27 protein-coding genes and 1 tRNA gene are annotated in these 23,398 nt (G+C 62.1%); 14 read left to right on the top strand and 14 right to left on the bottom strand.

All coding sequences use genetic code 11. From position 1 onward, the window contains the following. The first annotated feature begins 217 nt into the window (after positions 1-217). Positions 218-841 carry a thiamine phosphate synthase gene (locus tag AC0WR5_RS09120; RefSeq protein ID WP_475868409.1) on the top strand — a complete coding sequence of 208 codons (624 nt, stop codon included), beginning with the start codon at positions 218-220 and terminating at the stop codon, positions 839-841. On the opposite strand, the gene olsA is transcribed toward AC0WR5_RS09120, so the two are convergent. The 3 genes from olsA to AC0WR5_RS09105 all read right to left on the bottom strand — a co-directional run bounded on the left by olsA (position 831) and on the right by AC0WR5_RS09105 (position 2,821). Next, entirely contained in the window at positions 831-1,667 is an 837-nt protein-coding gene (gene olsA / locus AC0WR5_RS09115; RefSeq protein ID WP_475868407.1) for a lyso-ornithine lipid O-acyltransferase, read from the bottom strand. The two genes, AC0WR5_RS09120 and olsA, sit on opposite strands and share 11 nt — an antisense overlap. A 10-nt stretch (positions 1,668-1,677) precedes the next feature. Beyond that, complete coding sequence (gene olsB, locus AC0WR5_RS09110) at positions 1,678-2,451, bottom strand: L-ornithine N(alpha)-acyltransferase (RefSeq protein WP_475868405.1); 774 nt, start codon at positions 2,449-2,451, stop codon at positions 1,678-1,680. A 187-nt stretch (positions 2,452-2,638) separates the two neighbouring features. Then, positions 2,639-2,821 carry a DUF3553 domain-containing protein gene (locus AC0WR5_RS09105; RefSeq protein ID WP_475868403.1) on the bottom strand — a complete coding sequence of 61 codons (183 nt, stop codon included), beginning with the start codon at positions 2,819-2,821 and terminating at the stop codon, positions 2,639-2,641. Between AC0WR5_RS09105 and AC0WR5_RS09100 the strand changes: the two genes are divergently transcribed. Continuing rightward, complete coding sequence (locus tag AC0WR5_RS09100; RefSeq protein WP_475868401.1) at positions 2,811-3,467, top strand: histidine phosphotransferase family protein; 657 nt, start codon at positions 2,811-2,813, stop codon at positions 3,465-3,467. The two genes, AC0WR5_RS09105 and AC0WR5_RS09100, sit on opposite strands and share 11 nt — an antisense overlap. A gap of 36 nt (positions 3,468-3,503) precedes the next feature. On the opposite strand, the gene AC0WR5_RS09095 is transcribed toward AC0WR5_RS09100, so the two are convergent. The 8 genes from AC0WR5_RS09095 to AC0WR5_RS09060 form a co-directional block, all read right to left on the bottom strand. Further along, complete coding sequence (locus AC0WR5_RS09095; protein ID WP_475868399.1) at positions 3,504-4,769, bottom strand: glutamate-5-semialdehyde dehydrogenase; 1,266 nt, start codon at positions 4,767-4,769, stop codon at positions 3,504-3,506. Positions 4,770-4,800: 31 nt separating this feature from the next. Next, on the bottom strand, positions 4,801-5,916 hold the full coding sequence (proB, locus tag AC0WR5_RS09090) for a glutamate 5-kinase (protein ID WP_475868397.1): 1,116 nt from the start codon (positions 5,914-5,916) through the stop codon (positions 4,801-4,803). After that, positions 5,904-6,944, bottom strand: a complete 1,041-nt coding sequence (gene obgE / locus AC0WR5_RS09085) for a GTPase ObgE (protein ID WP_475868395.1) — start codon at positions 6,942-6,944, stop codon at positions 5,904-5,906. Before obgE ends, proB begins: the two co-directional genes overlap by 13 nt. 47 nt (positions 6,945-6,991) lie before the next feature. Next, positions 6,992-7,531 carry a GNAT family N-acetyltransferase gene (locus AC0WR5_RS09080; RefSeq protein WP_475868393.1) on the bottom strand — a complete coding sequence of 180 codons (540 nt, stop codon included), beginning with the start codon at positions 7,529-7,531 and terminating at the stop codon, positions 6,992-6,994. A 114-nt stretch (positions 7,532-7,645) separates the two neighbouring features. Further along, positions 7,646-7,915, bottom strand: coding sequence for a 50S ribosomal protein L27 (gene rpmA / locus AC0WR5_RS09075; RefSeq protein ID WP_475868391.1), 270 nt, complete (start codon positions 7,913-7,915; stop codon positions 7,646-7,648). Positions 7,916-7,938: 23 nt separating this feature from the next. Further along, positions 7,939-8,559 (bottom strand): 50S ribosomal protein L21, encoded by a 621-nt coding sequence (locus tag AC0WR5_RS09070; RefSeq protein ID WP_475868957.1) that lies wholly within the window; start codon positions 8,557-8,559, stop codon positions 7,939-7,941. Positions 8,560-8,798: 239 nt separating this feature from the next. Continuing rightward, a complete protein-coding gene (locus tag AC0WR5_RS09065; RefSeq protein ID WP_475868389.1) occupies positions 8,799-9,686 on the bottom strand; it encodes a hypothetical protein in 888 nt (295 codons plus the stop codon). Beyond that, positions 9,687-10,580: a DUF2059 domain-containing protein gene (locus AC0WR5_RS09060; RefSeq protein WP_475868386.1), complete on the bottom strand. Its 894-nt coding sequence runs from the start codon at positions 10,578-10,580 to the stop codon at positions 9,687-9,689. It abuts the gene before it with no gap. Between the two features lie 194 nt (positions 10,581-10,774). On the opposite strand from AC0WR5_RS09060, the gene AC0WR5_RS09055 reads away from it, so the two are divergent. Then, positions 10,775-10,864, top strand: a tRNA-Ser gene (locus AC0WR5_RS09055). 126 nt (positions 10,865-10,990) lie between these two features. On the opposite strand, the gene pdxA is transcribed toward AC0WR5_RS09055, so the two are convergent. The 3 genes from pdxA to AC0WR5_RS09040 form a co-directional block, all read right to left on the bottom strand. Then, positions 10,991-12,001 carry a 4-hydroxythreonine-4-phosphate dehydrogenase PdxA gene (gene pdxA / locus AC0WR5_RS09050; protein ID WP_475868384.1) on the bottom strand — a complete coding sequence of 337 codons (1,011 nt, stop codon included), beginning with the start codon at positions 11,999-12,001 and terminating at the stop codon, positions 10,991-10,993. Positions 12,002-12,038: 37 nt separating this feature from the next. Continuing rightward, positions 12,039-12,788 (bottom strand): RlmE family RNA methyltransferase, encoded by a 750-nt coding sequence (locus AC0WR5_RS09045; protein WP_475868382.1) that lies wholly within the window; start codon positions 12,786-12,788, stop codon positions 12,039-12,041. 121 nt (positions 12,789-12,909) lie between these two features. Beyond that, positions 12,910-14,022: a Ppx/GppA phosphatase family protein gene (locus AC0WR5_RS09040; RefSeq protein ID WP_475868380.1), complete on the bottom strand. Its 1,113-nt coding sequence runs from the start codon at positions 14,020-14,022 to the stop codon at positions 12,910-12,912. A gap of 211 nt (positions 14,023-14,233) precedes the next feature. Here AC0WR5_RS09040 and AC0WR5_RS09035 point away from each other — a divergent pair, with 211 nt between their 5' ends. The 11 genes from AC0WR5_RS09035 (at position 14,234) to AC0WR5_RS08985 (ending at position 23,085) form a co-directional block, all read left to right on the top strand. Then, positions 14,234-14,530: a virulence factor gene (locus tag AC0WR5_RS09035; RefSeq protein WP_475868378.1), complete on the top strand. Its 297-nt coding sequence runs from the start codon at positions 14,234-14,236 to the stop codon at positions 14,528-14,530. Positions 14,531-14,582: 52 nt separating this feature from the next. Continuing rightward, complete coding sequence (locus tag AC0WR5_RS09030; protein ID WP_475868376.1) at positions 14,583-15,512, top strand: methylenetetrahydrofolate reductase; 930 nt, start codon at positions 14,583-14,585, stop codon at positions 15,510-15,512. Positions 15,513-15,683: 171 nt separating this feature from the next. Further along, positions 15,684-16,643, top strand: a complete 960-nt coding sequence (locus tag AC0WR5_RS09025) for a methyltetrahydrofolate cobalamin methyltransferase (protein ID WP_475868374.1) — start codon at positions 15,684-15,686, stop codon at positions 16,641-16,643. Between the two features lie 339 nt (positions 16,644-16,982). After that, positions 16,983-17,309: an STAS domain-containing protein gene (locus tag AC0WR5_RS09020; protein ID WP_475868372.1), complete on the top strand. Its 327-nt coding sequence runs from the start codon at positions 16,983-16,985 to the stop codon at positions 17,307-17,309. Beyond that, positions 17,306-17,671 carry a response regulator gene (locus AC0WR5_RS09015; RefSeq protein ID WP_475868370.1) on the top strand — a complete coding sequence of 122 codons (366 nt, stop codon included), beginning with the start codon at positions 17,306-17,308 and terminating at the stop codon, positions 17,669-17,671. Before AC0WR5_RS09020 ends, AC0WR5_RS09015 begins: the two co-directional genes overlap by 4 nt. Positions 17,672-17,683: 12 nt before the next feature. Next, positions 17,684-19,843: a chemotaxis protein CheA gene (locus tag AC0WR5_RS09010; RefSeq protein WP_475868368.1), complete on the top strand. Its 2,160-nt coding sequence runs from the start codon at positions 17,684-17,686 to the stop codon at positions 19,841-19,843. After that, positions 19,836-20,294 carry a chemotaxis protein CheW gene (locus AC0WR5_RS09005; RefSeq protein ID WP_475868366.1) on the top strand — a complete coding sequence of 153 codons (459 nt, stop codon included), beginning with the start codon at positions 19,836-19,838 and terminating at the stop codon, positions 20,292-20,294. Before AC0WR5_RS09010 ends, AC0WR5_RS09005 begins: the two co-directional genes overlap by 8 nt. Next, positions 20,291-21,166, top strand: coding sequence for a CheR family methyltransferase (locus tag AC0WR5_RS09000; protein ID WP_475868364.1), 876 nt, complete (start codon positions 20,291-20,293; stop codon positions 21,164-21,166). Before AC0WR5_RS09005 ends, AC0WR5_RS09000 begins: the two co-directional genes overlap by 4 nt. Positions 21,167-21,170: 4 nt before the next feature. After that, on the top strand, positions 21,171-21,557 hold the full coding sequence (locus tag AC0WR5_RS08995) for a response regulator (RefSeq protein WP_475868362.1): 387 nt from the start codon (positions 21,171-21,173) through the stop codon (positions 21,555-21,557). 70 nt (positions 21,558-21,627) lie between these two features. Further along, the gene (locus AC0WR5_RS08990; RefSeq protein WP_475868360.1) at positions 21,628-21,966 is read left to right on the top strand and encodes a hypothetical protein; all 339 of its coding nucleotides are present in this window, start codon (positions 21,628-21,630) and stop codon (positions 21,964-21,966) included. Between the two features lie 363 nt (positions 21,967-22,329). Further along, positions 22,330-23,085, top strand: coding sequence for a LuxR family transcriptional regulator (locus AC0WR5_RS08985; RefSeq protein WP_475868358.1), 756 nt, complete (start codon positions 22,330-22,332; stop codon positions 23,083-23,085). Positions 23,086-23,398 lie beyond the last annotated feature (313 nt).

The following is a 23,398-nucleotide window of genomic DNA, read 5'->3' as shown; positions in this document are numbered from 1 at the left end:
ACGTCCTCTTTTTGCATGGCTCCTCCTAGCCAAGCTCTCGCGGGGTGTCGAGAGCATCGCGTCATTCCCGGCCTTCGCCCCAGCGTCTCCGGTCGTTTTGTCCCCGCTGACCGTTCCCATAGCGGCACCGGGCCGCCTCGGGTGCAACCTCTCCACGTAATCCCTTTGCCTCGGCGGTTTTTCCGGGGTATAGCGGCCCAAATTCAAGAGGATCGTCATGTCCCAGGAAGAGCAGCCGCAGATTTACCTGATTTCGCCCCCGGAATTCGACCTGATGGAGTTTCCGCCCCGTCTGGCCGCCGTTCTGGATGCCCACGAGATTGCCTGCGTCCGGCTGGCGCTTGCCACCCGGGACGAGGACAAGCTCTGCCGCGCGGCCGATGCCCTGCGCGAGGTCACCCATGCCCGCGACGTGGCGCTGGTGATCGACCGGCATATCCTGCTGGCCGAGCGCATGGGCCTTGACGGCGTGCACCTCGAAGACGGTTCGCGTTCCGTGCGCAAGGCCCGCAAGGCCCTCGGCGCCGACGCCATCGTCGGCAGCTTCTGCGGCACCTCGCGCCATGACGGCATGAATGCCGGCGAGGCCGGATGCGACTACATCAGCTTCGGGCCAGTTACCGAAACCGTCCTAAGCGACGGGGAAATCGCCCCGCACGAGCTCTTCGAGTGGTGGTCGCAGATGATTGAACTGCCCGTCGTCGCCGAGGGTGGCCTCGACCTCGAGAGCATCGCACGACTCTCTCCGGTGACCGACTTCTTCGGTATCGGCGAGGAAATCTGGCGCGAAGATGATGCAGCCGCCGCACTCGCCACGCTGAAGTCGGCTTTCAGCGGCTGATCTGCAGATCCCAGGGAAGCCCGCTGCGCACGGCCTCTTCGCAGGCAAGCGCAAGGGCCTTCCTGTCGCGGAAGTCCGAGACCTTCAGCGGCTCGTGAAAGATCACCTCGACAGAGCCCTGACGCCAGCTACCCATGATCTGTACCAGATGGGCGCCGAAATCCATGTCGCCCCACCAGCCATAGAACCTCGGATCGCCGCCTTCGGGTGCACGGTAGATCACGGTCACCGGCTGGATATGAAGCAGATCGCGCAGCTCGGGTGTGGTGAAAGCGCCAAAAAGCGTCGACTTGAAGGCCAGAACCCGCCGCCCGTCCGTCGATGTCCCCTCCGGAAAGAAGATCAGCTGATGCCCTGCCAGGAGCCGATCTACAAAGATCTGCTGCTGCAGCTTGGCGTCCCGCCGGTCGCGGCGAATGAAAACCGTGCCCGTCGCGCGCGTGAGAAGCCCCACACCGAACCACGTCGCCACCTCGGCCTTGGACACGAAGAACCCCCGCATTGTCGCCATCAGCGCAAAGATGTCGGTCCAGGAAACATGGTTCGACACCATCGCCCCCCGATGGGTCATTGGTCGGCCCGTTACCCGATAGCGGATGCCGCAGAGGATAAAGAAGAACCGCGCGACGCCCTGCGCCATCCAGGGCGTAATCGGCCGGCGCATGCCGAACAGCGGCCGTTCGATCAACCGCAGCAGCATCAGCACCAGGACCCCGCCAAAGCACAGAATGGCAAAGGGAATGGCCCGGACAAGGAACAGGATCCAGCCAAGGAAACCCGGCGTGAACTGTGGCGGAGGTTCCGGGGAGGTCCAGGTGTCGCTCATGGGGCGTATCTCACTTGCCGCGCGTGTAGAGGCGGCTCTGCTTCTCGTTGAGGCGACTTGTATCGAGGATCAGGCACACGTCGATGGTATTGAAGGCATGATCGACAAAGGCCCCCTCGCCCACGACCCCGCCGAGCCTCAGGTAGCCCTTGATCAGTGCCGGCACGGCCTTCATCGCCGCGACCCGGTCCAGTTCCGCTTCCGCTATCAGATCCATCCGCTGAAAGGCCACCTCTCGAGCCCGGACCCGCAGTGGTTCCGGCGCAAGGTGGCGGGCGTGCAGCAGCGAGAGAGGCTCTGCGATCGCCATCACGTCGCTGCCATGAAACGAGGCGGTACCAAAGAGGATTTCGATGCCGCGCGTCACCACGTAGTCCGACAGCGCATTCCAGAGATGAAACATCGCCACGCCACCACGATAATCGCGATGCAGGCAGGACCGGCCGAGCTCCAGCAGTTTGCGCCCTGACGACCGCAGCACCGTCAGGTCGTATTCGTCCTCGCTGTAGAACTGCCCAACCTCACCCACCCGGTCATCCGGCAACAGGCGATAGACCCCGACCACCTGTTCCCGCAGGGTGCCCGTACGGGCCCGGTCGATAAGCAACAGGTGATCATAGAACGGATCGAACCGGTCGCGCTCCAGCTGGGCCTGGTGATCCACCATCTCTCCGTCGCTGCCGAGCTCCTCGACGAAGACCTTGTAGCGCAGGTACTGCGCTGCTTCGAGCTCCTCCGCCGTCTCGGCCAACCGTGTTTCGAAATCTGGTGTGGGAGCAGTCATATCCGTGTCTCGACCCGGGCCTGGGCGTGGCAGTTGCGGGCAGATGGGGCCGGATGGCCGGGGCTGTCCGTCATGGTCCGTGGGTTTTAGGAGAGCGGTTGCACAGGTGCAAGCCCATGCGGGTCCGGCGGAAAGGTTTCTTTACTCGTCAAAGTTGTGTTAACGTTTCATAAACCAATTCCAGCTTTCAGTTGTTGAAGACTGGAATGAGATCAATCCGGTTTCCATCGATAACGACCTTGCCGGCGTCGGGAAAGTTGACTGTGATCCGACCTGCAATGTTAGACTGGACCTGCCCGACGCCCCACTCCGGTTGGGTCGGATGCCTTACCAGCATCCCGGGCTCTAGCAGGTCATTCATGTTACTCATGGAATCTCCGGACGAAACACAGGTTAAAGGGCCAATGATCTTGCAGAATAGCCATTTACTAGCCTCGCTGATAGGATCACGCATCTGCCACGACCTCATATCACCGGTCGGCGCAATACAGAACGGCATAGAGCTTCTTTCCCTCGAAGGCGCGGTGCGCGGCCCGGAAATGCTGCTCATATCGGATTCGGTCAGCGCCGCCTCGGCCAAGATCCGTTTCCTCCGCATCGCCTTCGGCCTCGCGGGACACGGGCAAAAAATAGGCCCGCAGGAGGTTTCAACGATTCTGGACGATCTTAGCCGCTCCGGGCGTGTCACCTATGACTGGACCCCGCAGGGCAGCTTCGATCGCTCGGACATTCAGGAGGTCTTCCTGGCGCTGCTATGCCTGGAGAGCGCCATGCCGGCCGGCGGCACGATTTCCGTGACCCGCCCCGACGACACCAATACCGGCTGGGAGGTTTCGGGGCCCGCCCGCGTTGAACGGCCGGATCCCTCGCTCTGGGAAACGCTCAAGACCGGCGAAGGCGCCGACCTCGTGATGCCCGCGCATGTGCAGTTCGCGTTGCTGCCCTCGCTGGTCAAGGAGCGCTTCGGCGCCCTGTCCGTCAGGCAGGACGAAAGAGGCCTGACCGTCACCTTCTGACGCCCAGGCCCTTCCGTTAAATGTTTGCCAATGGCCTCAGGCACGCACCGTGCCGTCGCCCACCACGAGGTACTTGAAGCTGGTCAGCTGCTCGGCACCGACGGGGCCACGCGCGTGCATCTTTCCCGTGGCGATACCGATCTCAGCGCCCATGCCGAATTCGCCGCCATCGGCGAACTGCGTCGAGGCGTTTCGCATCAGGATCGCACTGTCGAGCCTCTGGAAGAACCGGTTCGCGGCCCCGTCATCCTCGGTCACGATGCAATCGGTATGGTTCGACCCGTAAGTCCGGATATGGGCGATCGCCTCGTCGATATCCTGGACCACCCGCGCCGCGATGATCATGTCGAGGTACTCGTGCCCCCAGTCATCGGCACTCGCCGCGACCACGCCCTTCAGCTCCTGCAGCGTCTCGTCACCACGCACTTCCACCCCTGCCGCCATGAGGGCCTCCAGGATCGTACGGCCGATGGTCTCGACAACATCCCGATGGATCAACAGGCATTCGGCCGCGCCGCAGATACCCGTGCGCCGCGTCTTCGCGTTCAGCACCACGTTCAGCGCCTTCTGCGGGTCCGCTGCCTTGTCCAGGTAGATATGCACGATGCCTTCAAGATGCGCAAAAACCGGCACCCGCGCCTCGCGCTGCACCAGCCCCACGAGGCCCTTGCCGCCGCGTGGCACGATCACGTCGATAAACTCGGTCATCTTCAGCATTTCGCTCACAGCCGCGCGGTCACGCGTCGGTACAAGCTGAATTGCCGTTTCCGGCAGCCCCGCAGCCCTCAGGCCTTCAATCAGGCAGGCATGGATCGCGCCGGAAGAGTGGAAGCTCTCCGAGCCGCCTCTCAGGATCACCGCGTTGCCCGCCTTCAGGCAGAGCGCGCCGGCATCGGCCGTAACGTTGGGCCGGCTCTCGTAGATCACGCCAACAACGCCAAGGGGCGTCCGGACCCGCTGAATATGGAGGCCGGACGGGCGATCCCATTCAGCCATCACTGCCCCCACGGGATCGTCCTGTGCGGCCACGGCCCGCAGCCCCTCTGCAATCCCCCGGATCCGGTCCGCATCAAGCTTCAGCCGATCCATCATTGCCGGCGTCAGACCCTTTTCGGCACCGAACTCTAGATCCTTCGCATTGGCGGCAATGATTGCATCCGACCGCGCGATAACCTGATCCGCTGCAACCTCGAGCGCCTTGCGCTTCGTCTCGGCTGGAGCAAAGGCAAGCTCCGCGGCGGCATCGCGGGCCGACCGGCCCAGGTCCTGCATCATCGCGTGAATGTCGTCGACGTCTTTCATGGCGTCTCTCCTTCTCTTGCCGTCCAGTGTCTCAGTCGACCCGGATCGTCAGTGCCATGTCATCCCGATGCACCAGCGCGGCACGACCGGGATAGCCCAGTAGATCCTCGATTTCCTGGCTGCGGTGCCCGGCCAACGCCTGGGCTTCTTCCATGGTATAGCGCGTCAGGCCCTGGCCCAGCACCTCGCCGTCCGGGCCGACGATCTCGACCGGATCGCCGCGGCCAAACCGCCCCGAAACCCGCGTCACGCCTGCCGGAAGCAGCGACCGCCCGTGTTCGAGCGCCGTTACGGCCCCGGCATCCACCATGATCCGCCCGCGCGGCTTCATGGCCACGATCCATCCCTTGCGCGCAGCCTGCGGATCCCCCTCGGCCGTAAACCAGGTTGCCGCAGCTCCTTCTTTGAGCTTTTTCAGAGGGTTGGTGCGCGACCCTAATGTGATCGCCATGGCGCAACCAGCTGCTGTCGAGGTCTTTGCGGCCATCAGCTTGGTCTTCATTCCACCCTTTGACAGGCCGGATCCGGCATCCCCGGCCATCCCCTCGATCTCGGGCGTGATCCTTTCGATCACGTCGAAACGGCGAGCCCCGGGATCCTGATGCGGATTCGCGGTATAGAGGCCATCAACATCCGAAAGCAGCACGAGCCGGTCCGCGCCCACCGTCACCGCGATCTGAGCGGCAAGACGGTCATTGTCGCCATAGCGGATCTCGTCGGTGGCAATCGTGTCGTTTTCGTTCACGATCGGCACGGTTCCAAGGCTCAGCAGCGTCTCGAGCGTGTTGCGCGAATTCAGGTAGCGGCGGCGGTTTTCGCTGTCTTCCAGCGTCACCAGCACCTGGGCCACGGTAATCCCGTGCCGACCAAGAGCCCGGTCATAGGCTGCCGCCAGGCCAATCTGCCCAACGGCCGCCGCTGCCTGCGCCTGTTCGAGAGCCAACGCCCCGAGGCCCAGCCCCAGCACCCCCCGCCCCAACGCGATGGAGCCCGAGGAAACCAGTACCACCTCGGTGCCACCAGCCCGCAGGTCCGCCACATCATCGGCAAGGCTCTGAAGCCAGTCCTCACGCAGATGCCCCTGATCGACAAGAAGGGCCGACCCGATCTTTACAACAACGCGTTTTGCGCCAGTCAGGGACGCCACGTCTCTTCCTCCTGCTCGTCCTCGCCCTTGCGACGCAGACGGTCATCATCAATGCGTGTACGCAGGGCCCGCAGCACATCGGTCAACCCTTCACCAGAGGCGCCGGACATGAACATGACCGGGCCGCCCGTGACCTCTTCGAGGAATTCGCGTTGCATCTCGCGCAGCTCCTCGTCGAGGGCGTCGACCTTGTTCAGAACGGTGATCCGCGGTTTATCGGCCAGGCCCTCGCCATAGGCCTCGAGTTCGCCGATGATCGTCTCGTAATCTTCGGCCACGTCATCCGCGGTACCATCCACCAGATGCAGCAGAACCGCGCATCGCTCGATATGGCCCAGGAACATGTCACCCAGGCCTCTGCCCTCGCTGGCGCCCTCGATCAGGCCCGGAATGTCCGCCACGACGAATTCCACCCCATCAACGCCCACCACTCCCAGGTTGGGATGCAGGGTTGTAAAAGGATAATCCGCCACCTTGGGGCGCGCGTTCGACGTCGCCGAGAGGAAGGTCGACTTGCCGGCATTGGGCAGGCCGAGCAGGCCCACGTCGGCAATCAGCTTCAGCCGCAGCCAGACCGTACGCTCCACGGCCTCCTGCCCCGGGTTTGCCCGGCGCGGCGCCTGATTGGTAGAGGTCTTGAAGTGTGCGTTGCCGAAGCCGCCGTTGCCGCCCTTGGCGAGCAGCACGCGCTGCCCCACCTCAGTCAGGTCGGCAATCACCGTCTCTTCGTCTTCCTCGAGGATCTCGGTGCCCACCGGCACGCGCAGGATGATGTCGTCGCCATCGGCGCCCGTGCGCAGGTTACCCATGCCGCCCTGGCCGTTTCGGGCAAAGAAATGCTGTTGGTAGCGGAAGTCGATCAGGGTGTTCAGCCCTTCGACCGCCTCGGCGATCACGTCGCCACCGCGTCCGCCGTTGCCACCATTGGGCCCGCCGAACTCGATAAATTTCTCGCGCCGAAACGACACGCAGCCGTTGCCGCCGGCGCCCGAGCGAATATAGACCTTTGCGAGATCGAGGAATTTCATGTTCTTACCCCTGCCGCAAAGGTGCTTAGCCTAAGCCACCCGGCGGCTCAATCGAGTTTTCGGATATATGTCCAGGTGGCCACTGTCGCGCCACGGGCCACGGAATAGGTCTCGGCATCACCCACGTATTCGAAACCGTTCTTGGTCAGAACTCGCGCAGATGCCGGGTTGTCCTGGAAGACGCTGGCAAAGATCGAACGATCCTCCAGCGGGTTAGCCGTCACGAGCGCCGTTACCGCCGCCGACGCGACATTGGCGTTCCACCAGGCCGGTGCCACCCAATAGCCGATCTCGGACTGCTCGTCGTCGATGCGCTTCAGGCTGATGATGCCCTTCAGCTCGGCCCCGCCATAGCGGCTCGCATCCATCGCCCAGATCACTTCGCGTCCATCCGGGACACCTGCCCGCGTGATGAAGGCTTCGGTGGTGCCTGGCGGCAGTGGATGCGGGATCGAGCTGGTCATCTTCGCCACCCGCTCATCCGCGGCGTAAAGGCCGATCAGGCCGGCGTCAGATTGGCGCAGCGGCCGCAGATCGAGCTCCTCCGCTTCGATCACGGGCTGTGCGAATTTCAGATGGTCGTTCATAGGCGGTCCTCCGATGAGACCTTGATATAGGGATCCCAATCGCCTTCCAAAACGGCAAGAGGGACCGGCGGTGCGCCGATCCCCCTTTCTTGTCATCTTGTGATGAAGGTCGGCTTACTCAGCTGCCTCTGCCACTGGCATGACCGAAATGAAGGTACGCCCCTTCAGCCCCTTGCGGAACTCGACGTTGCCTTCGACGGTCGCGAAGATGGTGTGGTCCTTGCCCATGCCAACGCCTTCACCGGGGTACCACTTGGTACCGCGCTGACGTGCGATGATGTTGCCCGGGATCACGACTTCGCCGCCGTATTTCTTGATGCCGAGGCGGCGACCCGCAGAGTCGCGACCGTTGCGGGAGGAACCGCCAGCTTTTTTGTGTGCCATCTCGGTGGTCTCCTATACCTGGATTAAGCGGAGAGCGACTTGGCCTGCTCGACCCAGCCCTCTTTCTCGATCTTGCCCTTCAGAGCCAGCTCTTCGTCGTACTTGGCGACGTCGGCTTCGGTCCAGGCGGCGATCTGCGCGTAGCTGGTGATACCGGCTGCGAGCAGTTTCTTTTCCATTGCCGGACCGACGCCCGACAGCTTCTTCAGATCGTCCGAACCGTAGGCTGCCGGAGCAGCTTCGGCTTTCGAAGCAGTCGCCTTCGGCGCTGCTGCAGCGGCGGGCACGGAACCCGAACCGATGGCAGCCTTGACGCCGGTTGCATCTGCACCGGAGGCCAGGATCTCGGTCACTTTGATCAGCGTCAGCTTCTGACGGTGACCCTTCGTGCGCTTCGACGAATGCTTACGACGACGCTTGACGAAGTTGATGACCTTGTCGCCCTTGATCTGGTCGACGACCTCTGCCTGAACGGCGGCACCAGCCACGAAAGGCGCGCCCACTACGACGTCATCGCCGCCCAGCATCAGGATATCGTTGAATTGCACTTTCTCGCCAGCATCAGCTGCCAGCTTCTCGACGCGCAGCAGGTCGCCGGATTGGACCTTGTACTGCTTACCGCCGGTTTTCAGAACCGCGAACATCTCGTTCATCCTTGTCTTGACGCGTCCTTCGGCCCCCTTGCGGGTGTTGTGACCTGTCCGGAGCCCTCTCCGGTGCGGTCGCCTGGAACAGCGCGCCCCTTTCACGGGGCGTAATTGAAACGCCCGGCAAAGCGGTAGCCTGCCGGGATGGGCGGCTTATCCAGTGTCAGGCATTGCTTGTCAAGCCCCGCCTGCCCGCTTTACGCGAAACTTGCGGCGCATCACGGGCCGGCCAGCGCTCAGATCTCCTCTCCCATCAGGAAGGTCGAGATCGAGGTGCCGAGGGTACGGTAGATGTCGTCATAGACCACCGCGAAAGCCGCGAAAAGAGCCGCGTTCAGCTTCTGTCCGGGTTCGCTCTCCGACAGGTCCACATAGTCGCGCAGCGTCTCGCGATCGAGGTCGCCATAGGCATGGATCAGAAAGGGCATCAGCCAGTCGCGGGTCTCGTCGCGCAGGGCGTCTTCCTGCTGCCATACCTCCTCGACGATCTCGTCATCACGCATCTGGTAGGCTCCGCCCTGCACCAGCCCCAGGAAGAAATGATAATCCGTCGTCAGCGAAGCTCCGACATTCATCTCGATCAGGTCGTTGGCGGCGACATATTCCTCGACCAGAGAGAACAGCTCCGGATCCTGCGCCTCCACCTCGGCCGCATCACGTGCCGCGTCCGCCACCTTGTCTTCGTTCAGGTAGTCCGTCCGTGCCTCGAGTTCCGCCTCGATCAGGGCCTGTCCGCGCGGCTGGTCGAAAAAGCCGATGAGAACGTCGAGTTGCGGCGACGGCACCTCGGCCATCTCGCTCACGAAGGCGTCGTGCATCACGCCATCCATCCTCCGGGAATCGTAGAGCCGGTCGACGATGCTCCGATATCCCCCAGGCGGCGGCCCCGGGAAATAGTCCCGTCCCAGCTGCGCCCCCATCTGGTGTCCTTCTTCGCCAAGAACCCGCATCATGTCGGGCATCTTCATCAGCTCGTAGAGCCGTTCCGCCCGCACCGCCCCGGGCCCAGGGGCATCGCCCTCGGCCAGCGCGCCCCCCGCAGGCAACAGCCAGAGGGCCGCCAGCAGCCCGGCCAGCGGCGCGCGCACATGCGGCCCAGGCAGGATGGCGGCCCTCTTCACCACTTACAGGTCCGTCGAGGGCTGAATGCCCTTCAGACGGCCGGCCACCACCTCGAAGCGGTTGGCCATGATCTCGAACTGCACGGCGTTCATCAGCTCATAGACCCGTTGCATCGCAGGGTCTTCCAGCGCCTCGGCATATTGCTCCAGCTCATCGTTGCTGAAATCCCGATAGGTATAGGCGGCACTGGCGAGCGAAGAGGCCTGGTTGGCTTCCTTCATTTCCTGCGCCTGGCGTTCCAGCGACTCGCGCAGGGTCTGGTCGTCCACCCGAAACTCGATGATTCCCGCGTCGCGCGCGGCCATCAGGAAGCGGTACTGGATGTTTACCATCGCGTTGTCCGAGGTATCCGAGACATCCACGGCCCGGTTCAGCCGGTCCAGGATCTCGATCCGCTCGTTGTCGCCGTCGCTCAGGATCTGGTCGAGGGCCTGCTGCGGCTTGTCGCCACGCTCGTCCCGGGTTTGCAGGTGAGAGGCATTCTCTGCCGCCACCAGACGCGCTCCAAGGTCGGAGCCGTAGAAGTCATTGGCAGCCTTCAGGTCCGACTCGTCGATCGTCTTCTCCAGCATGTCCGCGCCCATGTCCTGCATGGTCTGCACATCAAAGACGTCGCGCGTCAGAATCGACCACGAGGTATCAAAGTCGCTGTCGTCGAGGCCCAGCATCTGCGGGCCGCTCTCGGCAGAGAACTTGATGCTTTCCAGAGCCACGTCGAATCCAGTGACCTTCAGGAAGGTCTCGACGTCCTCGCGGCTGGCAGCCTTGGCCGGCAACGCCAGCGCCAGCATCATCATCAGCGCGGTCAGCGCCGAGAGGCCCATTGCCATGAGCGCCCGCGTCGAGGGTGCAGGCATTGCCTCCGCCCGTGCCACTGCCGCATTTCGTTTCGTCATATTGCGCTCCCGTAGGTTTTTCTGTGAGCTCGCCGGCACCCGCTCGGGGCCTTGCTGCGTGGGGCTTCTGCTCGATGTTTCCGCCCCGCCAAACCGGCCTGAGACAGAATCTAGGCCTTTTCCCGGCATTCGCAATGCAAACCCCTCTTGCGCCTCATGACAATCATGTTTAAACGCCCCCCCACGACCCCCGCGGAGAGGTGCCGGAGTGGTCGAACGGGGCGGTCTCGAAAACCGTTGATCCTTCACGGGATCCCAGGGTTCGAATCCCTGTCTCTCCGCCACTTTCCCCTTTGGGACAGGCCCTTGGCCGCCTCGGGGAAAGATGACGACACTCCACGTTTCAGTGAAATATGGCCAATCAGGCCCACGGCCCGCTGGGCTCTTGGCAAGGCTCCGCCGACGCGCCGTCAGCGCGCCTGCGCCATGGACTCCGCATGTTTCAGGGCCAGGATCATCGAGGCGGGATCCGCGATTCCCTGTCCCGCTATATCAAAGGCCGTCCCGTGGTCCGGCGAGGTCCGCACGAAGGGCAGCCCAAGCGTGATGTTCACCCCCTGCTCCAGCCCGAGGTACTTCACCGGAATCAGTCCCTGGTCGTGGTACTGTGCCACCACGACATCGAACTGTCCCTTTCGTGCCTGCATGAAAACGGTATCGCCCGGCCAGGGCCCGCTCGCGTCGATTCCCTCGGCCCGTGCGGCCTCGATCGCCGGCCGGATGATCTCGATCTCCTCCCGGCCAAAGAGCCCGCCTTCACCCGCATGCGGGTTCAGCCCGGCCACCGCCACCCGCGGCCGCGCCATGCCAAAGGCCCGGCACCCTTCGTGGGCAAGGCGCATCGCGCGCATCTGAGCGTCGAAATCCGCAAGGCGGATCGCATCCTGAAGCGCCACGTGGATGGTCACCAGAACGGTCCGTATCACGTCATTGGCAAGCATCATGGCGACATCCACACCGCCGGCGTAATGGGCCAGCATCTCGGTATGCCCCGGAAACGGCACCCCGGCAGCAGAGAGAGCTTCCTTGTGTATGGGCGCCGTCACGAGTCCCGCGGCCTCGCCGCTCATCGACAGCTCGATCCCCCGCCGGATCGCGGCAAAGGCCGCGGCGCCGGCGGTTTCCGACATCGCCCCATAGGGTTCCGGCTCCGCAGCGGCCGGTCCCGTCTCCAGAAGCCGCACATGCCGCCCGGACAGCGCCGGTTCGGACAGCTCCGTCACGATCTGAAGAACATGATCCGGCGCCACGAGAGCGAGCGCCCTCTCGGCCACGGGCTTCTGGCCCAGCAGCACAGCGGCGGGCGCACCTTCGGCAATCACGGATTTGACGGCGATCTCGGGGCCGATCCCGGCGGGATCTCCCACAGTCACGGCAAAGGGGGTCACGGCAAACGGGGCAAGTGCATCGGTCAGACTCATGCCCGCACAATACGCCGCCCCGCCCGAGCGAAAAGCCCTATTCGTCGGCCTCGGTCCCGTCCTCCGCCCCAGCACCGCGGAACCCGGTTGCCACCACGAATTTCTCGCTGGAATCGGACCGGCTCGACGGCGGCTTGACGTTGGCAACCTTGGTGAACTTCTGCTTCAGCAGCTTCTGCAACTCGCCCTCGGCACCGCCGGCCAGCACCTTCGCCACGAAGGTCCCGCCTTCGTCCAGCACGTCAAAGGCCAGGTAGGCCGCCGCCTCGCAGAGCGCGATGATCCGCAGGTGATCGGTCTGCTTGTGCCCCGAGGAGGCCGCCGCCATGTCGCTCATCACGACATCCGCGCGTCCGCCCAGCCATTCCTTGACCTGCAGATCTGCGTCGTCGCTCATGAAATCGAGCTGATAGACTTCGGCGCCCGGGATCGGGTCCACCTCCTGCAGGTCGATCCCGATGATGCTGCCCACGGCCTTGCCGCTCTTCTCGCCAAGTGCATTGATCCGGGGCACCGCCACCTGGATCCAGCCGCCCGGCGCACAGCCCAGGTCCACCACCCGCGCCCCCGGCACCAGGAAGCGGAACTTGTCGTCCAGCTCCATGATCTTGAAGGCCGCACGTCCGCGATAGCCCTCCGCCTTGGCGCGGGCCACGTAGGGATCGTTCAGCTGACGTTGCAGCCATCGCGTCGACGACAGCCGCCGCCCGCGCGCCGTCTTCACCTTCACGGTCAGATCCCGCTGCCCCCGTCCGGAGGTGTTCTTGCCGGTAGGTTTCTTCGCCACGGCGCGCCTCTTCATCTTTCCAAAAATACGTCCGGGGGAGTCTCCCGCGAGGGAGACGGGGGCAGAGCCCCCTGCCACCCCGGAAAATACCAGACCCGCCTGCTACAGCAAAAGCCCCAGCTCAGAAAGGCCCATCTTCCAGAACGCCATCCGCCGACATCTGTGCATATAGCAGCCCCTCGCGCAGGCCCCGGTCCGCCACGCTCAGCCGATCCGTGGGCCAGCAGCGCAGCAACGCCTGCAAGATGGCCGATCCACTCATGATGAGCGCCTGGCGGTCCTGGCCGATCCGCGGGTCCTTGCGGCGCCCCTCCGGACCAAGGTCCAGGTAGCCACGGATCACCCGGTCGATCTGGTCGCTGGTCATCCTCAGCCCGTCCACCTTGGTCCGGTCATAGCGCTTCAGCCCGAGGTGACTGGCGGCGACGGTGGTCACGGTGCCCGAGGTGCCGACGATCTGGAAACCTTCCCGCGCCTGCTCGTCCTTGTAGGGCGCAAAATCCGCCAGCGCCTCCTCGAAGAACCAGGACATAAGCGCGAAGCGTGCGCTGTCGTCCTCGACGTCGCGAAACTGGTCGCGCAGCGTCGCCACGCCCAGCGGCACGGAAATCCAGTCCACCACCTTGGCGGCCGGGAACGGGCTTTCCGGGGGGTGGAATCCGGCATGCAACCGCATGATCGCCTTAGGCCGGTCGCGATGCGGCACGCTCGTCAGGTCGATCCAGACAAGCTCCGTCGAGCCACCGCCGATATCCACCACCAGCAGCTGGTCCGTCCGTGTGCTGACCAGGGGCGCACAGGATATCACCGCAAGCCGGGCTTCTTCCTCCGGCTCGATGATCTCCAGCTTCAGGCCGGTTTCGCGCCGCACCTGCTGGATGAACCCCCTGGCATTGGTCGCCCGCCTGCAGGCCTCGGTGGCCACCAGGCGCATATGCGTCACCTTGTGACGGCGCAGCTTCTGCTGACAGATCCGCATGGCCTGGATCGTGCGCGCCATGGAAGAGCGCGAAAGACGACCGGACCGTTCCAGCCCGCTGCCGAGCTGGACGGATTTGGAGAATGAATCCACCACATGGAACTGGCTGCCCTTGGGTTGGGCAATCAGCATGCGGCAACTGTTGGTTCCCAGGTCCAGCGCAGCATAAAGCTCCGACGGATCGGGAGGTATCGGCGCGGGGCTTTCAACCGGTTTCGGGAATGCGCCCGCACCTTCGGGACGCCTGGGCGCCATGGTCGCGCCCTCCTTATCGTGTTGTCTCCAAACGTAGTCTCTCACCCGCCGCCGCGCAAGAACCTTGATCCGACATACATCTTGTTTTCCGCATGCCTGGCGCCGACCCGGCGGAATCGCCCGCGATCCCCCCGGCAAATCCTGCTGTCGGTCCGTCTGCGCCTGCGGTATCCCCGGTGGCACAACCGGAAACAACCCGAGGAGCTCCCCAATGCCCGATGTCACAATCGTCTTCTGGCGCGACATTCCCGCCCAGGTCATCGTCGGCAAGGGCCGCCGTGCCACCAAGGCCATCCTGCCCGAGCGTTTCGAACAGGCCATCGACCGCGCGGCGATGAAGGTCGGCGCCTCCGACACCGACGCCTACCTGGCCGAATGGCGCAAGGCCGCCCCCTATAACGTCGAAGGTGACGCACAAGAGGTCGCAGACAGCGAAATTGCCCGTCTCGATGCGGAATATGATCAGGAGAAGATCAAGGCCCTGATCGCCAACGACGGCTGGGCCTGACGGATACCTTCAGCCCGGGCGCATGCCCCTCAGGATACGGAGACGACACCGAATGGCCCTCATCCCCTTTCGTCGCAAGTCCGGCACCGCCGGTACCACCGTCCCCGCTCTTGATGGCATTCTCTCGGGCTACTCCATCGAGGTGATGCCCCGCACCGCTGCCAAGGTAGAGGACTTTCGAGCCCTCCTGCCCCGCGGCACCCGCGTCTACATCGCCCATATCGACGGCACGACGATCGACGAGATGGTCGGCACTGCCGCCCGGATCGCCGGCGAGGGATTCGAGGTCATGCCGCATTTCCCGGCTCGCCTCATCCCGGACGCTGGCACCCTCGAGGACTGGATCGCCCGCTACCAGGGCGAGGCCGGCGTTTCGCAGGCGCTGCTGCTCGGGGGCGGCATTGCCCAGCCGCGCGGTGACTTCCACTGCTCGATGCAACTCATGGAAACCGGCCTCTTCGACCGTGCCGGTTTCACCCGCCTGCACGTCGCCGGCCACCCCGAGGGCAACCGGGACATCGATCCCGACGGCTCGGAAGCCATAGTGATGGAGGCGCTTCGCTGGAAACAGGCCTTTTCCGAGCGCAGCGATGCGCAGATGGCCATGGCAACCCAGTTCGCCTTCGATGCAGCCCCCGTCATCGCCTGGGCCGATCGGCTCCGGGCCGAGGGGATCACCCTGCCCGTCCACCTCGGCATCGCCGGCCCCGCCAAGCTGCAGACGCTGATCAAGTTCGCCGTGGCCTGCGGCGTCGGCCCCTCCCTCAAGGTGCTGCAGAAGCGCGCCCTCGACGTCACCAAGCTGATGCTGCCCTACGAGCCCACCGAGGTTCTGGCGGCGCTTGCGGCTCACAAGGTCGAGCATCCCGACTGCCTGATCGAGCAGATCCATCTCTTCCCTCTGGGCGGCATCAAGACCGCCGCGACCTATGCCATCGAACATGGAGGCCCGGCCACCGCCCCGATGCACGCGCAGGCCTGAGCGCAGGCGCAAACAGCTCCCCTTCGAAAACCACCGGCCCGGATTTTTCGGGCCGATTTCCGCCCCTTCGGCCTGTGCCGCTCCGGGGGCCTGTCGTTGCGACCCGCTTGCACCGACGCGATACCGACGTCATACCGACGTGATACCGACGCAGTTTTTGAAGGATCTTCCATGACCCGCACCGTTCTTGAATCGAAATCCAAGACCGTGACCATCGGCTTCGACGAGCCCTTCTGCGTGATCGGCGAACGCATCAATCCGACCGGTCGCAAGAAGCTCGCCGCAGAGCTCGAGGCCGGCGATTTCTCGACCGTCGAGAAGGATGCTCTCGAGCAGGTGGCCTGCGGCGCGGCTGTCCTCGACGTCAACGCAGGGGTTGTCTACAACTCCAACCCCAACCCCAACGAGACCGAGCCGCCACTGATGCGCTCCGTTATCGAGCTTGTTCAAGGGCTTGTGGACGTTCCGCTCTGCATCGACAGCTCGGTGCCCGCCGCGCTGGAAGCAGGCCTGGCCATCGCCGAGGGCCGCCCTCTGGTCAACTCGGTGACCGGCGAGGAGGAGCGCCTCGAGCTCGTCCTGCCCCTGATCAAGAAGTACAACGTCCCCGTCGTGGCGATTTCCAACGATGATACCGGCATTTCCGAGGATCCCGAGGTGCGTTTCGCCGTCGCCAAGAAGATCGTCGAACGCGCCGCAGACTATGGTATTCCGGCCCATGACATCGTCGTGGACCCTCTTGTGATGCCCGTCGGCGCCATGGCAACCGCTGGCCGCCAGGTGTTTGAACTGGTTGCGAAACTTCGCAACGAACTGGGTGTGAACACCACCTGTGGCGCCTCCAACATCTCCTTCGGCCTGCCGAATCGTCATGGCGTGAACGCGGCCTTCCTGCCCATGGCGATTGCCGCCGGCATGACCTCGGCGATCATGAACCCCGTCCGCCAGGTCGAGATGGAAGCCGTGAAGGCCGCGAACCTGTTGATGAACAATGATCCGAACGGTTCCGACTGGATTCGCTTCTCGCGCGTTCTCGACGCCGTCAAGGAAGGGGCCTCCTTCCCCGAGGCCGCCAAGGCGTCTGCCGCAGGCGGTAGCGGTCGTGGCGGGCGCCGTCGTCGCCGCGGCTAAGTCAGACACGTCTTCGCCCCCCAAAACAACATGCCGTCCCCTTGGGGCGGCATGTCTCTTTATGTCCGGCCCTCTGTCAATGCCGGTGACCTGCCTCGGCATTTCGACACCAGCCTGGTGAATTCTCACCCTATCTCTCTGACTTATAACGCTTTCATTCGAAACTCAGGTGCCACGCGCGCCGCGCCATCGTTGCTATTTAACGCACATGCCCTTTCGGTTGCCCCGCGCCTCTCCCCCCTCTCCGAGACGGTTCATTCAAAAACCACCTAAAGCCTCGGTCAGCGTAACTTCGTCTTAACGGGCCACGCCCTATCACCTCCCTGACGCAATGGAACGATGGGAGTCTGGCATGAACATGCTGCGCCCGCATGCCTTCGGCAGGTGGTTATGACTGAGCCGCTGATCCTACAACCTAAGCTGGATCTGCCGGCGGCGGCCCCCTTGGCCGAAGAACTGAAATCGCGCCTGGGCGGTCCCGTCGTAATCGACGCCGGCCAGGTGACACATATCGGTGCCCTCTGTCTTCAGGTGCTGCTCTCCGCCGCCAAGTCACTAAAGGCCGCCGGCCACGGCATGAGCATCACGAATGCAAGCGACAAGGTTGTCGAGCAGCTGGCCCAGATGGGCTTTTCCCCCGAAACCGTGGCGGAGGGCCAGGTATGAGTATGACTGTGCTGGCGGTTGATGACAGCCGCACCATGCGCGACATGATCCGCATGGCCCTGATGCCTGCCGGTTTCACGGTACACGTCGCTGAAGACGGCATTCATGGCATCGAGGTTCTCGAGAACATCTCTCCTGATGCCATCATCACCGACATCAACATGCCGCGCATGGACGGGTTCGGATTTATCGATGCCGTCCGCGAGCAGGAAGAACACCGCGCAACGCCGATCCTCGTGCTGACCACGGAAAGCGCGCCCGAGCTCAAGACCCGGGCCCGGAATGCCGGAGCAACCGGTTGGATCGTCAAGCCCTTTGACCCCGCAAAACTGGTCAAGGCGCTGCAGATGGTCGCAGGCTAGGAGACTCGATAGATGTCCGATCAGAACGACCCGATGGCGGAAATCCGCGCCTCGTTCTTCATAGAATGCGAGGAATTGCTCGAGGCATTGCAGGATGGCCTGCAGGAACTCGATGAAGGAGCGGACGACCCCGAGACGATCAACGTCGTCTTTCGCGCCGTCCACTCCATCAAGGGGGGCGCCGGCGCCTTCGGACTCGAAGCGCTCGTAAGATTTGCGCACCGCTACGAAACCGTTCTGGATGAAGTTCGCGGCGGGCGCATGTCTCCGGACAGCGAGTCGATGAAGCTCTTCTTCCTGGCGGCCGACCATCTGTCGGATCTGGTCCGCGCATGTCGTGATGATGCTCCCCTGCCCGAGCAAACCAGCGAAGACCTCCTGTCCCGCCTGGACGAGCTGCTGGGCGAAGAAGGTGGAGCTGAGGAGGTCGAGGAGGCCGATTTCCAACCGCTCGGCGTCGCCTTCTCGCTTGACCTGCCTGATGTCCAGCCCGTAGCCAATGTCGTTCAGGTGCGCTTCAAGCCAGAGCAGGAACTTTTTGCGACCGGCAACGAACCGTTGATGCTGTTGCGCAACCTTTGCAATCTCGGCAAGGCAAAGGTTACCTGCAAATTCGACGAGCTACCGGCTCTCGATGATCTGGCCCCCGAGACGCCATACATTGAGTGGATTGTCGAGCTCGAAACAGAGGCCGCCGAAGCAGAAATCCGCGATGTATTCGAGTTCGTCGATGGCCTTTGCGAGCTCGAAATATCAGGCCCTGCCGGTGTGCCCGCCCCCGAACTCCCCCCGCTCGCCCCAGCGGCCGAACTCGTGGACGAGACGCCGGCTCCCGTTGCAAAATTGGTGGCAGATCCGGCTCCCGCAGCAATAGAAACCGCGCCTGCGTCAAAGGCTGCAGAGGACGGCGGAAAAGACGGTGATCCGGACAACAAGAAATCCGGGAACACCGCTGCGAAATCCGTTGTTCGCGTCGATCTCGAAAGAATTGAGCGGCTTGTGAACCTGGTCGGCGAACTCGTGATCAATCAGGCCATGTTGTCTCAGAGTCTGGACGAGGCAGGGCTCTCGCCGCACTCTGATGCAATGAACGGGCTTGAAGAGTTCCAGCGCCTGACACGTGACATCCAAGATAGCGTCATGATGATCCGCGCTCAGCCAGTGAAGTCGCTGTTCCAGCGCATGTCGCGCATCGTACGGGAATCCTCTGCAGCCGTAGAAAAAGAAGTCCGTCTCGTCACTGAGGGAGAAGGCACTGAGGTCGACAAGACGGTCATTGAACGTCTCGCAGACCCGCTGACTCACATGATCCGGAACGCCGTCGACCACGGTCTCGAAAATGCCGCCAAACGGGCAGAACTTGGAAAATCGCGAGCTGGAACAGTCAAGCTGACAGCAGCCCACAGGTCCGGACGCGTGATCATCGAGGTCTCTGATGATGGGGCTGGTATCAACCGTCCCCGCGTTCTTGAAAAGGCTGTGTCGAAGGGCCTAGTCCCGCCCGACGTTCAGATGTCGGATGGAGAAATCGACAACTTGCTCTTCCTCCCTGGCTTCTCGACCGCCGAGAAGGTCTCAAACCTCTCAGGCCGCGGTGTCGGCATGGATGTTGTCAAAACCTCCATCCAATCGCTTGGAGGGCGGATTTCGATCGCCTCCGATCCCGGAAAGGGGACGACCTTCTCAATCAGCCTTCCACTGACACTTGCAGTCCTTGATGGGATGGTCGTGAACGTAGCAGGCGAGACGCTTGTCCTGCCTCTGAATGTCGTCGTGGAGACTCTGTCGCTTGGACCCGATGACGTGCAGATGCTCCGCCCGGGATCTTTTGTGGTTCGCGTGCGCGGTGGCTTCGTCCCGCTATATGACCTGGGCGTCATGTTGGGATACCGTGCTCAGCGAAAAACAGACGAAGGCTCGATCGTCCTCTTGATTTCGCTCGAGGACGGCAGCCGTGCAGCTCTCGTAATCGACGGCATCCAGGACCAGCGCCAGGTGGTCATCAAGGGGCTGGACGACAGCTTCTACCGCGCCCCCGGCATCGCGGCGGCAACAATTCTCGGAGACGGGCAAATTGCCCTTATTCTGGATCCAGCCGACATTATCGCCGGCACTGGCAGCCCGCGATCAGCGGACATCATGCTTTCGGAAAGGAAGATCGCAAATGAGTGATCAGGTACAGACAAACGACCTGGAACTGCTCACGTTCCGTGTAGCAGACCAAGAATATTCGCTCGATATCATGTCCGTCCGGGAAATTCGCGGCTGGACACGCACAACGCCGATGCCTCATGCCCCGGACTTCATGCGTGGGGTAATCAACCTCCGGGGCACCGTCCTGCCTGTCATGGATCTCGCTCGCCGGCTAAACCTGCCGTCACAGGAAACAAATGATCGCAACGTGATCATAGTCGTGAAACTCCACGGCACGCTTACCGGCCTGCTCGTCGACGCCGTTTCTGACATCGTGGCCATAACCAATGATGACCTCCAACCCCCGCCGGACCTCTCGTCCGATCCGCACATGTCCGTGGTCCGAGCTCTGACGGTTATCGACGATCGGATGATCCGTGTCCTTGATCTTGGTGCTGTCGTACCAACTTCCAGCGACGAGGCTGCATGAACTCCTCCATCCCAGATACGGCGGCAATGGCCATGGACAACAAGTCCTTCGCGGCCATTGCAACGCTGGCAAAGGAAGAGGCCGGCCTTGTCTTGCCAGAAGGCAAGATGACCATGGTCCAGTCCAGACTACGCAAGCGATTGCTTGCTAGCGGTCAGCCGACCTACGAAAGCTATTGCCGCTTCGTCTGTTCGCCAGAAGGTGCGGAAGAGCGCAGATACATGATTTCCGCTCTTACCACGAACGTGTCCCACTTTTTCCGGGAATCTCACCATTTCGACATGTTGCGAACGAAAGTTCTGCCTGTCCTTCTCCAGAAGGCAAGGAACGGTCAACGCGTCAGGATCTGGTCCGCAGGCTGCTCCAGTGGTCAGGAGCCCTACTCTATATCGATGTGTCTCCAAGCGGCGGCACCGGAACTCGCAAGTCGGGATATTCTTATTCTCGGAACAGATATCGATCCGGCGATATTGGAGAAGGCCGAAACAGCCATCTACAATGATCAGCAAATCGCAGGCATTCCGGATGAGATGCGTAAATCCTATCTGGAAAGCGATCCCAGGACAGGGCAACACCACGTCAAGGACGAGATCAGGAGGCTGGTTCGGTTCCGTGAGCTGAACTTGCTGCGTGAGTGGCCGATGAAAGGCCAGTTCGACGTGATTTTCTGTCGAAATGTCGTCATCTATTTCGATGCGGAAACTCAAGCATCCCTTTGGCCCAGATTTCGCCAAAGGATCATCGAAGGCGGTTGGATTTTCCTCGGCCATTCTGAACGGATTTCCGACTCTTCTCTCAGCCTCTTCGAACCAAATGGCATGACGGCCTACAAGGCCGCAGGCAAATACGCATCCTCAATCGGGAAGGAATGATCGGATGGCCCTTAGAGACCAGATTAGAATCATGGTTGTGGATGATATGTCCACCAGTCGGGGTCTAATCACCCAGGCGCTGGATGCATTCGGCATCAGGAACGTTGCAACGTCATCCGATGGCCCAACGGCCTTGAAAGCTCTGGAAGCCGCGCCTGTTCATCTTGTGATTTCTGACTACAACATGCCAGGAATGGATGGTTTGCAACTGCTTCACCATCTGCGAAGCGGAGCGCGAACCAAGGGCGTCGGCTTCATCCTCATCACAGGCAAGGCCGACAAGGCGATCATTGATCAAGGGCGCACCCTCGGAATGAATAACTTCCTTAAGAAGCCATTCGAGCCGAACGACCTGCGTGCCTGTATCGAAGCAGTGGTCGGCCGCCTCTGAAATGACAGAGCCTCGGCAACATATGCCAGACGAAACCTCACCGTCTTCATCGACGGTCAGTGCTTCAGACATGGCCATGGTGCTGGCGGGCCAAGTCGCCGGGTTGCGCGGCTTGACGGCTGCGCTCGAGGATGCCTTGTCTTCCAGCCTTTGCTCGTGCAACCCGCTCACCGAAGAAGCTTTCGTCGCCTTTCAAAGGATTGATTTTATGCGACAGTCCCTCAAGGACATCGAAGCTCTTCTGACAAAGTTCGGCCCCAACCTGACGTGGGAGGAAGAGCATGTGGTAACTCAACAGGCATTTTCAACCGTCGTTGACATGGGAGGCAGCATCGACCCGATGTTCAGGGAGACCGAGAAAGACCAGGACGCCACCGACGACTCTGCCGGCGACGCTGACCTTTGGTGAGGTGATGTGGCTTGATCCTGCAAGATAGTGGCTAGTTCTTCTACGACTAGATATCCAATATCTTGCATGGCATGGCAGAAGATCTCTGGGGATGGTGCGCACTCCGGTGTCCGGGTTGCCCCCCATTCGTTCGTTCGCCATCGATCACATTTATGCAAACTGCCCACTGCCGAGGGTAGTGTTTGTACTTTAGCCTTCAGCTTTCTGCCCTCCGGCATAGGCAACAGCTGCTACTCGACAAGAGCGGCCCACTCGGGCTACATCCGGAGGTAGCAGAATGACAGTATTCGTGTTCACCTTGCCCCACCATGCATTTTGGTGCGAAGGCCTTTGCTCTGCTCGGCCAAAAGCGGAGACGCCAGGATGATGCGCCGCGAGTATCTCGAGCAATTGACCAATGCCCAGACCATCGAGGAGCTCTGGACAATCCACTGCGCGAAGATGGAAAGCTATGGCTTCGACCGCCTGCTGTACGGCTTTACCAGGTATCGCACGGCAACCTCTCTTGGCGATCCAGAGGATTTTGTCATTCTCACGAACCATTCCGAAGCCTATCGAGAGGCTTTCCTTGGCAAAGGGCTTTATTTCCATGCGCCAATGGTCCGATGGGCTCTTGAGAACGAAGGAGCCTGTTCGTGGCGCATCCTCGCAGAGATGAGTGCCAATGGCGCCATGACCGCGAGTGAACGACGGGTCCTCGAGTTCAACCGTTCAATGGGAGTGACGGCTGGCTACTCGATTTCCTTCAAGTCGATTTCGCCGAGGACCAAGGGCGCCATCGCCCTGACCGCGCGGCGCGACATGACTCAGGAGGAAGCGGACAACATCTGGGCCAAGAACGGCCGTGATATCGTGATCATGAACAATGTCGCCCACCTGAAGATCCTGACCTTGCCATACTCGGGCCCAACCCGTGAGCTGACAAGACGGCAGCGGGAGGCCCTGCAATGGGTCGGCGACGGCAAGACGACCCAGGATATAGCCTTGCTGATGGGGCTGACGACGGCCACCGTCGAAAAGCACCTGCGACTCGCACGAGAAACACTGAACGTCGAAACGACAGCGCAGGCCGTGCTCAAGGCGGCCTTTCTCAACCAGATGTTCATTTTCGACGCATGACGGGTTGGCGAAAGTCGGCCCAAGGTGCTGTATTTTCCTGCCGGCAGGTATGGAATGCCCCCATTTTTCCCATTCACGCTTTACGTTTCAGGCCCAGGTAAGGATTCCCTTACTTTCGACTGAACGATAAAAAAACGACCCTGAGGTCGTTCCGTGAGTGGTGGCATTTAGGCCATGGGACACGCGGCTCGCCCCCCTGAAATTGCAGGGTTCTGCGGGACCGCCCGGGAAACCGGACGCCGGCTGAAGGATATATTGATCAGCCCTTCATCCGGCACAGAACGAAGGGCGGTTCCATCCCCAACCAGTCGCC

It is taken from the genome of Pseudooceanicola sp. DL12 (assembly GCF_056270665.1).
This window is presented reverse-complemented; position numbering and strand designations above follow the sequence as displayed.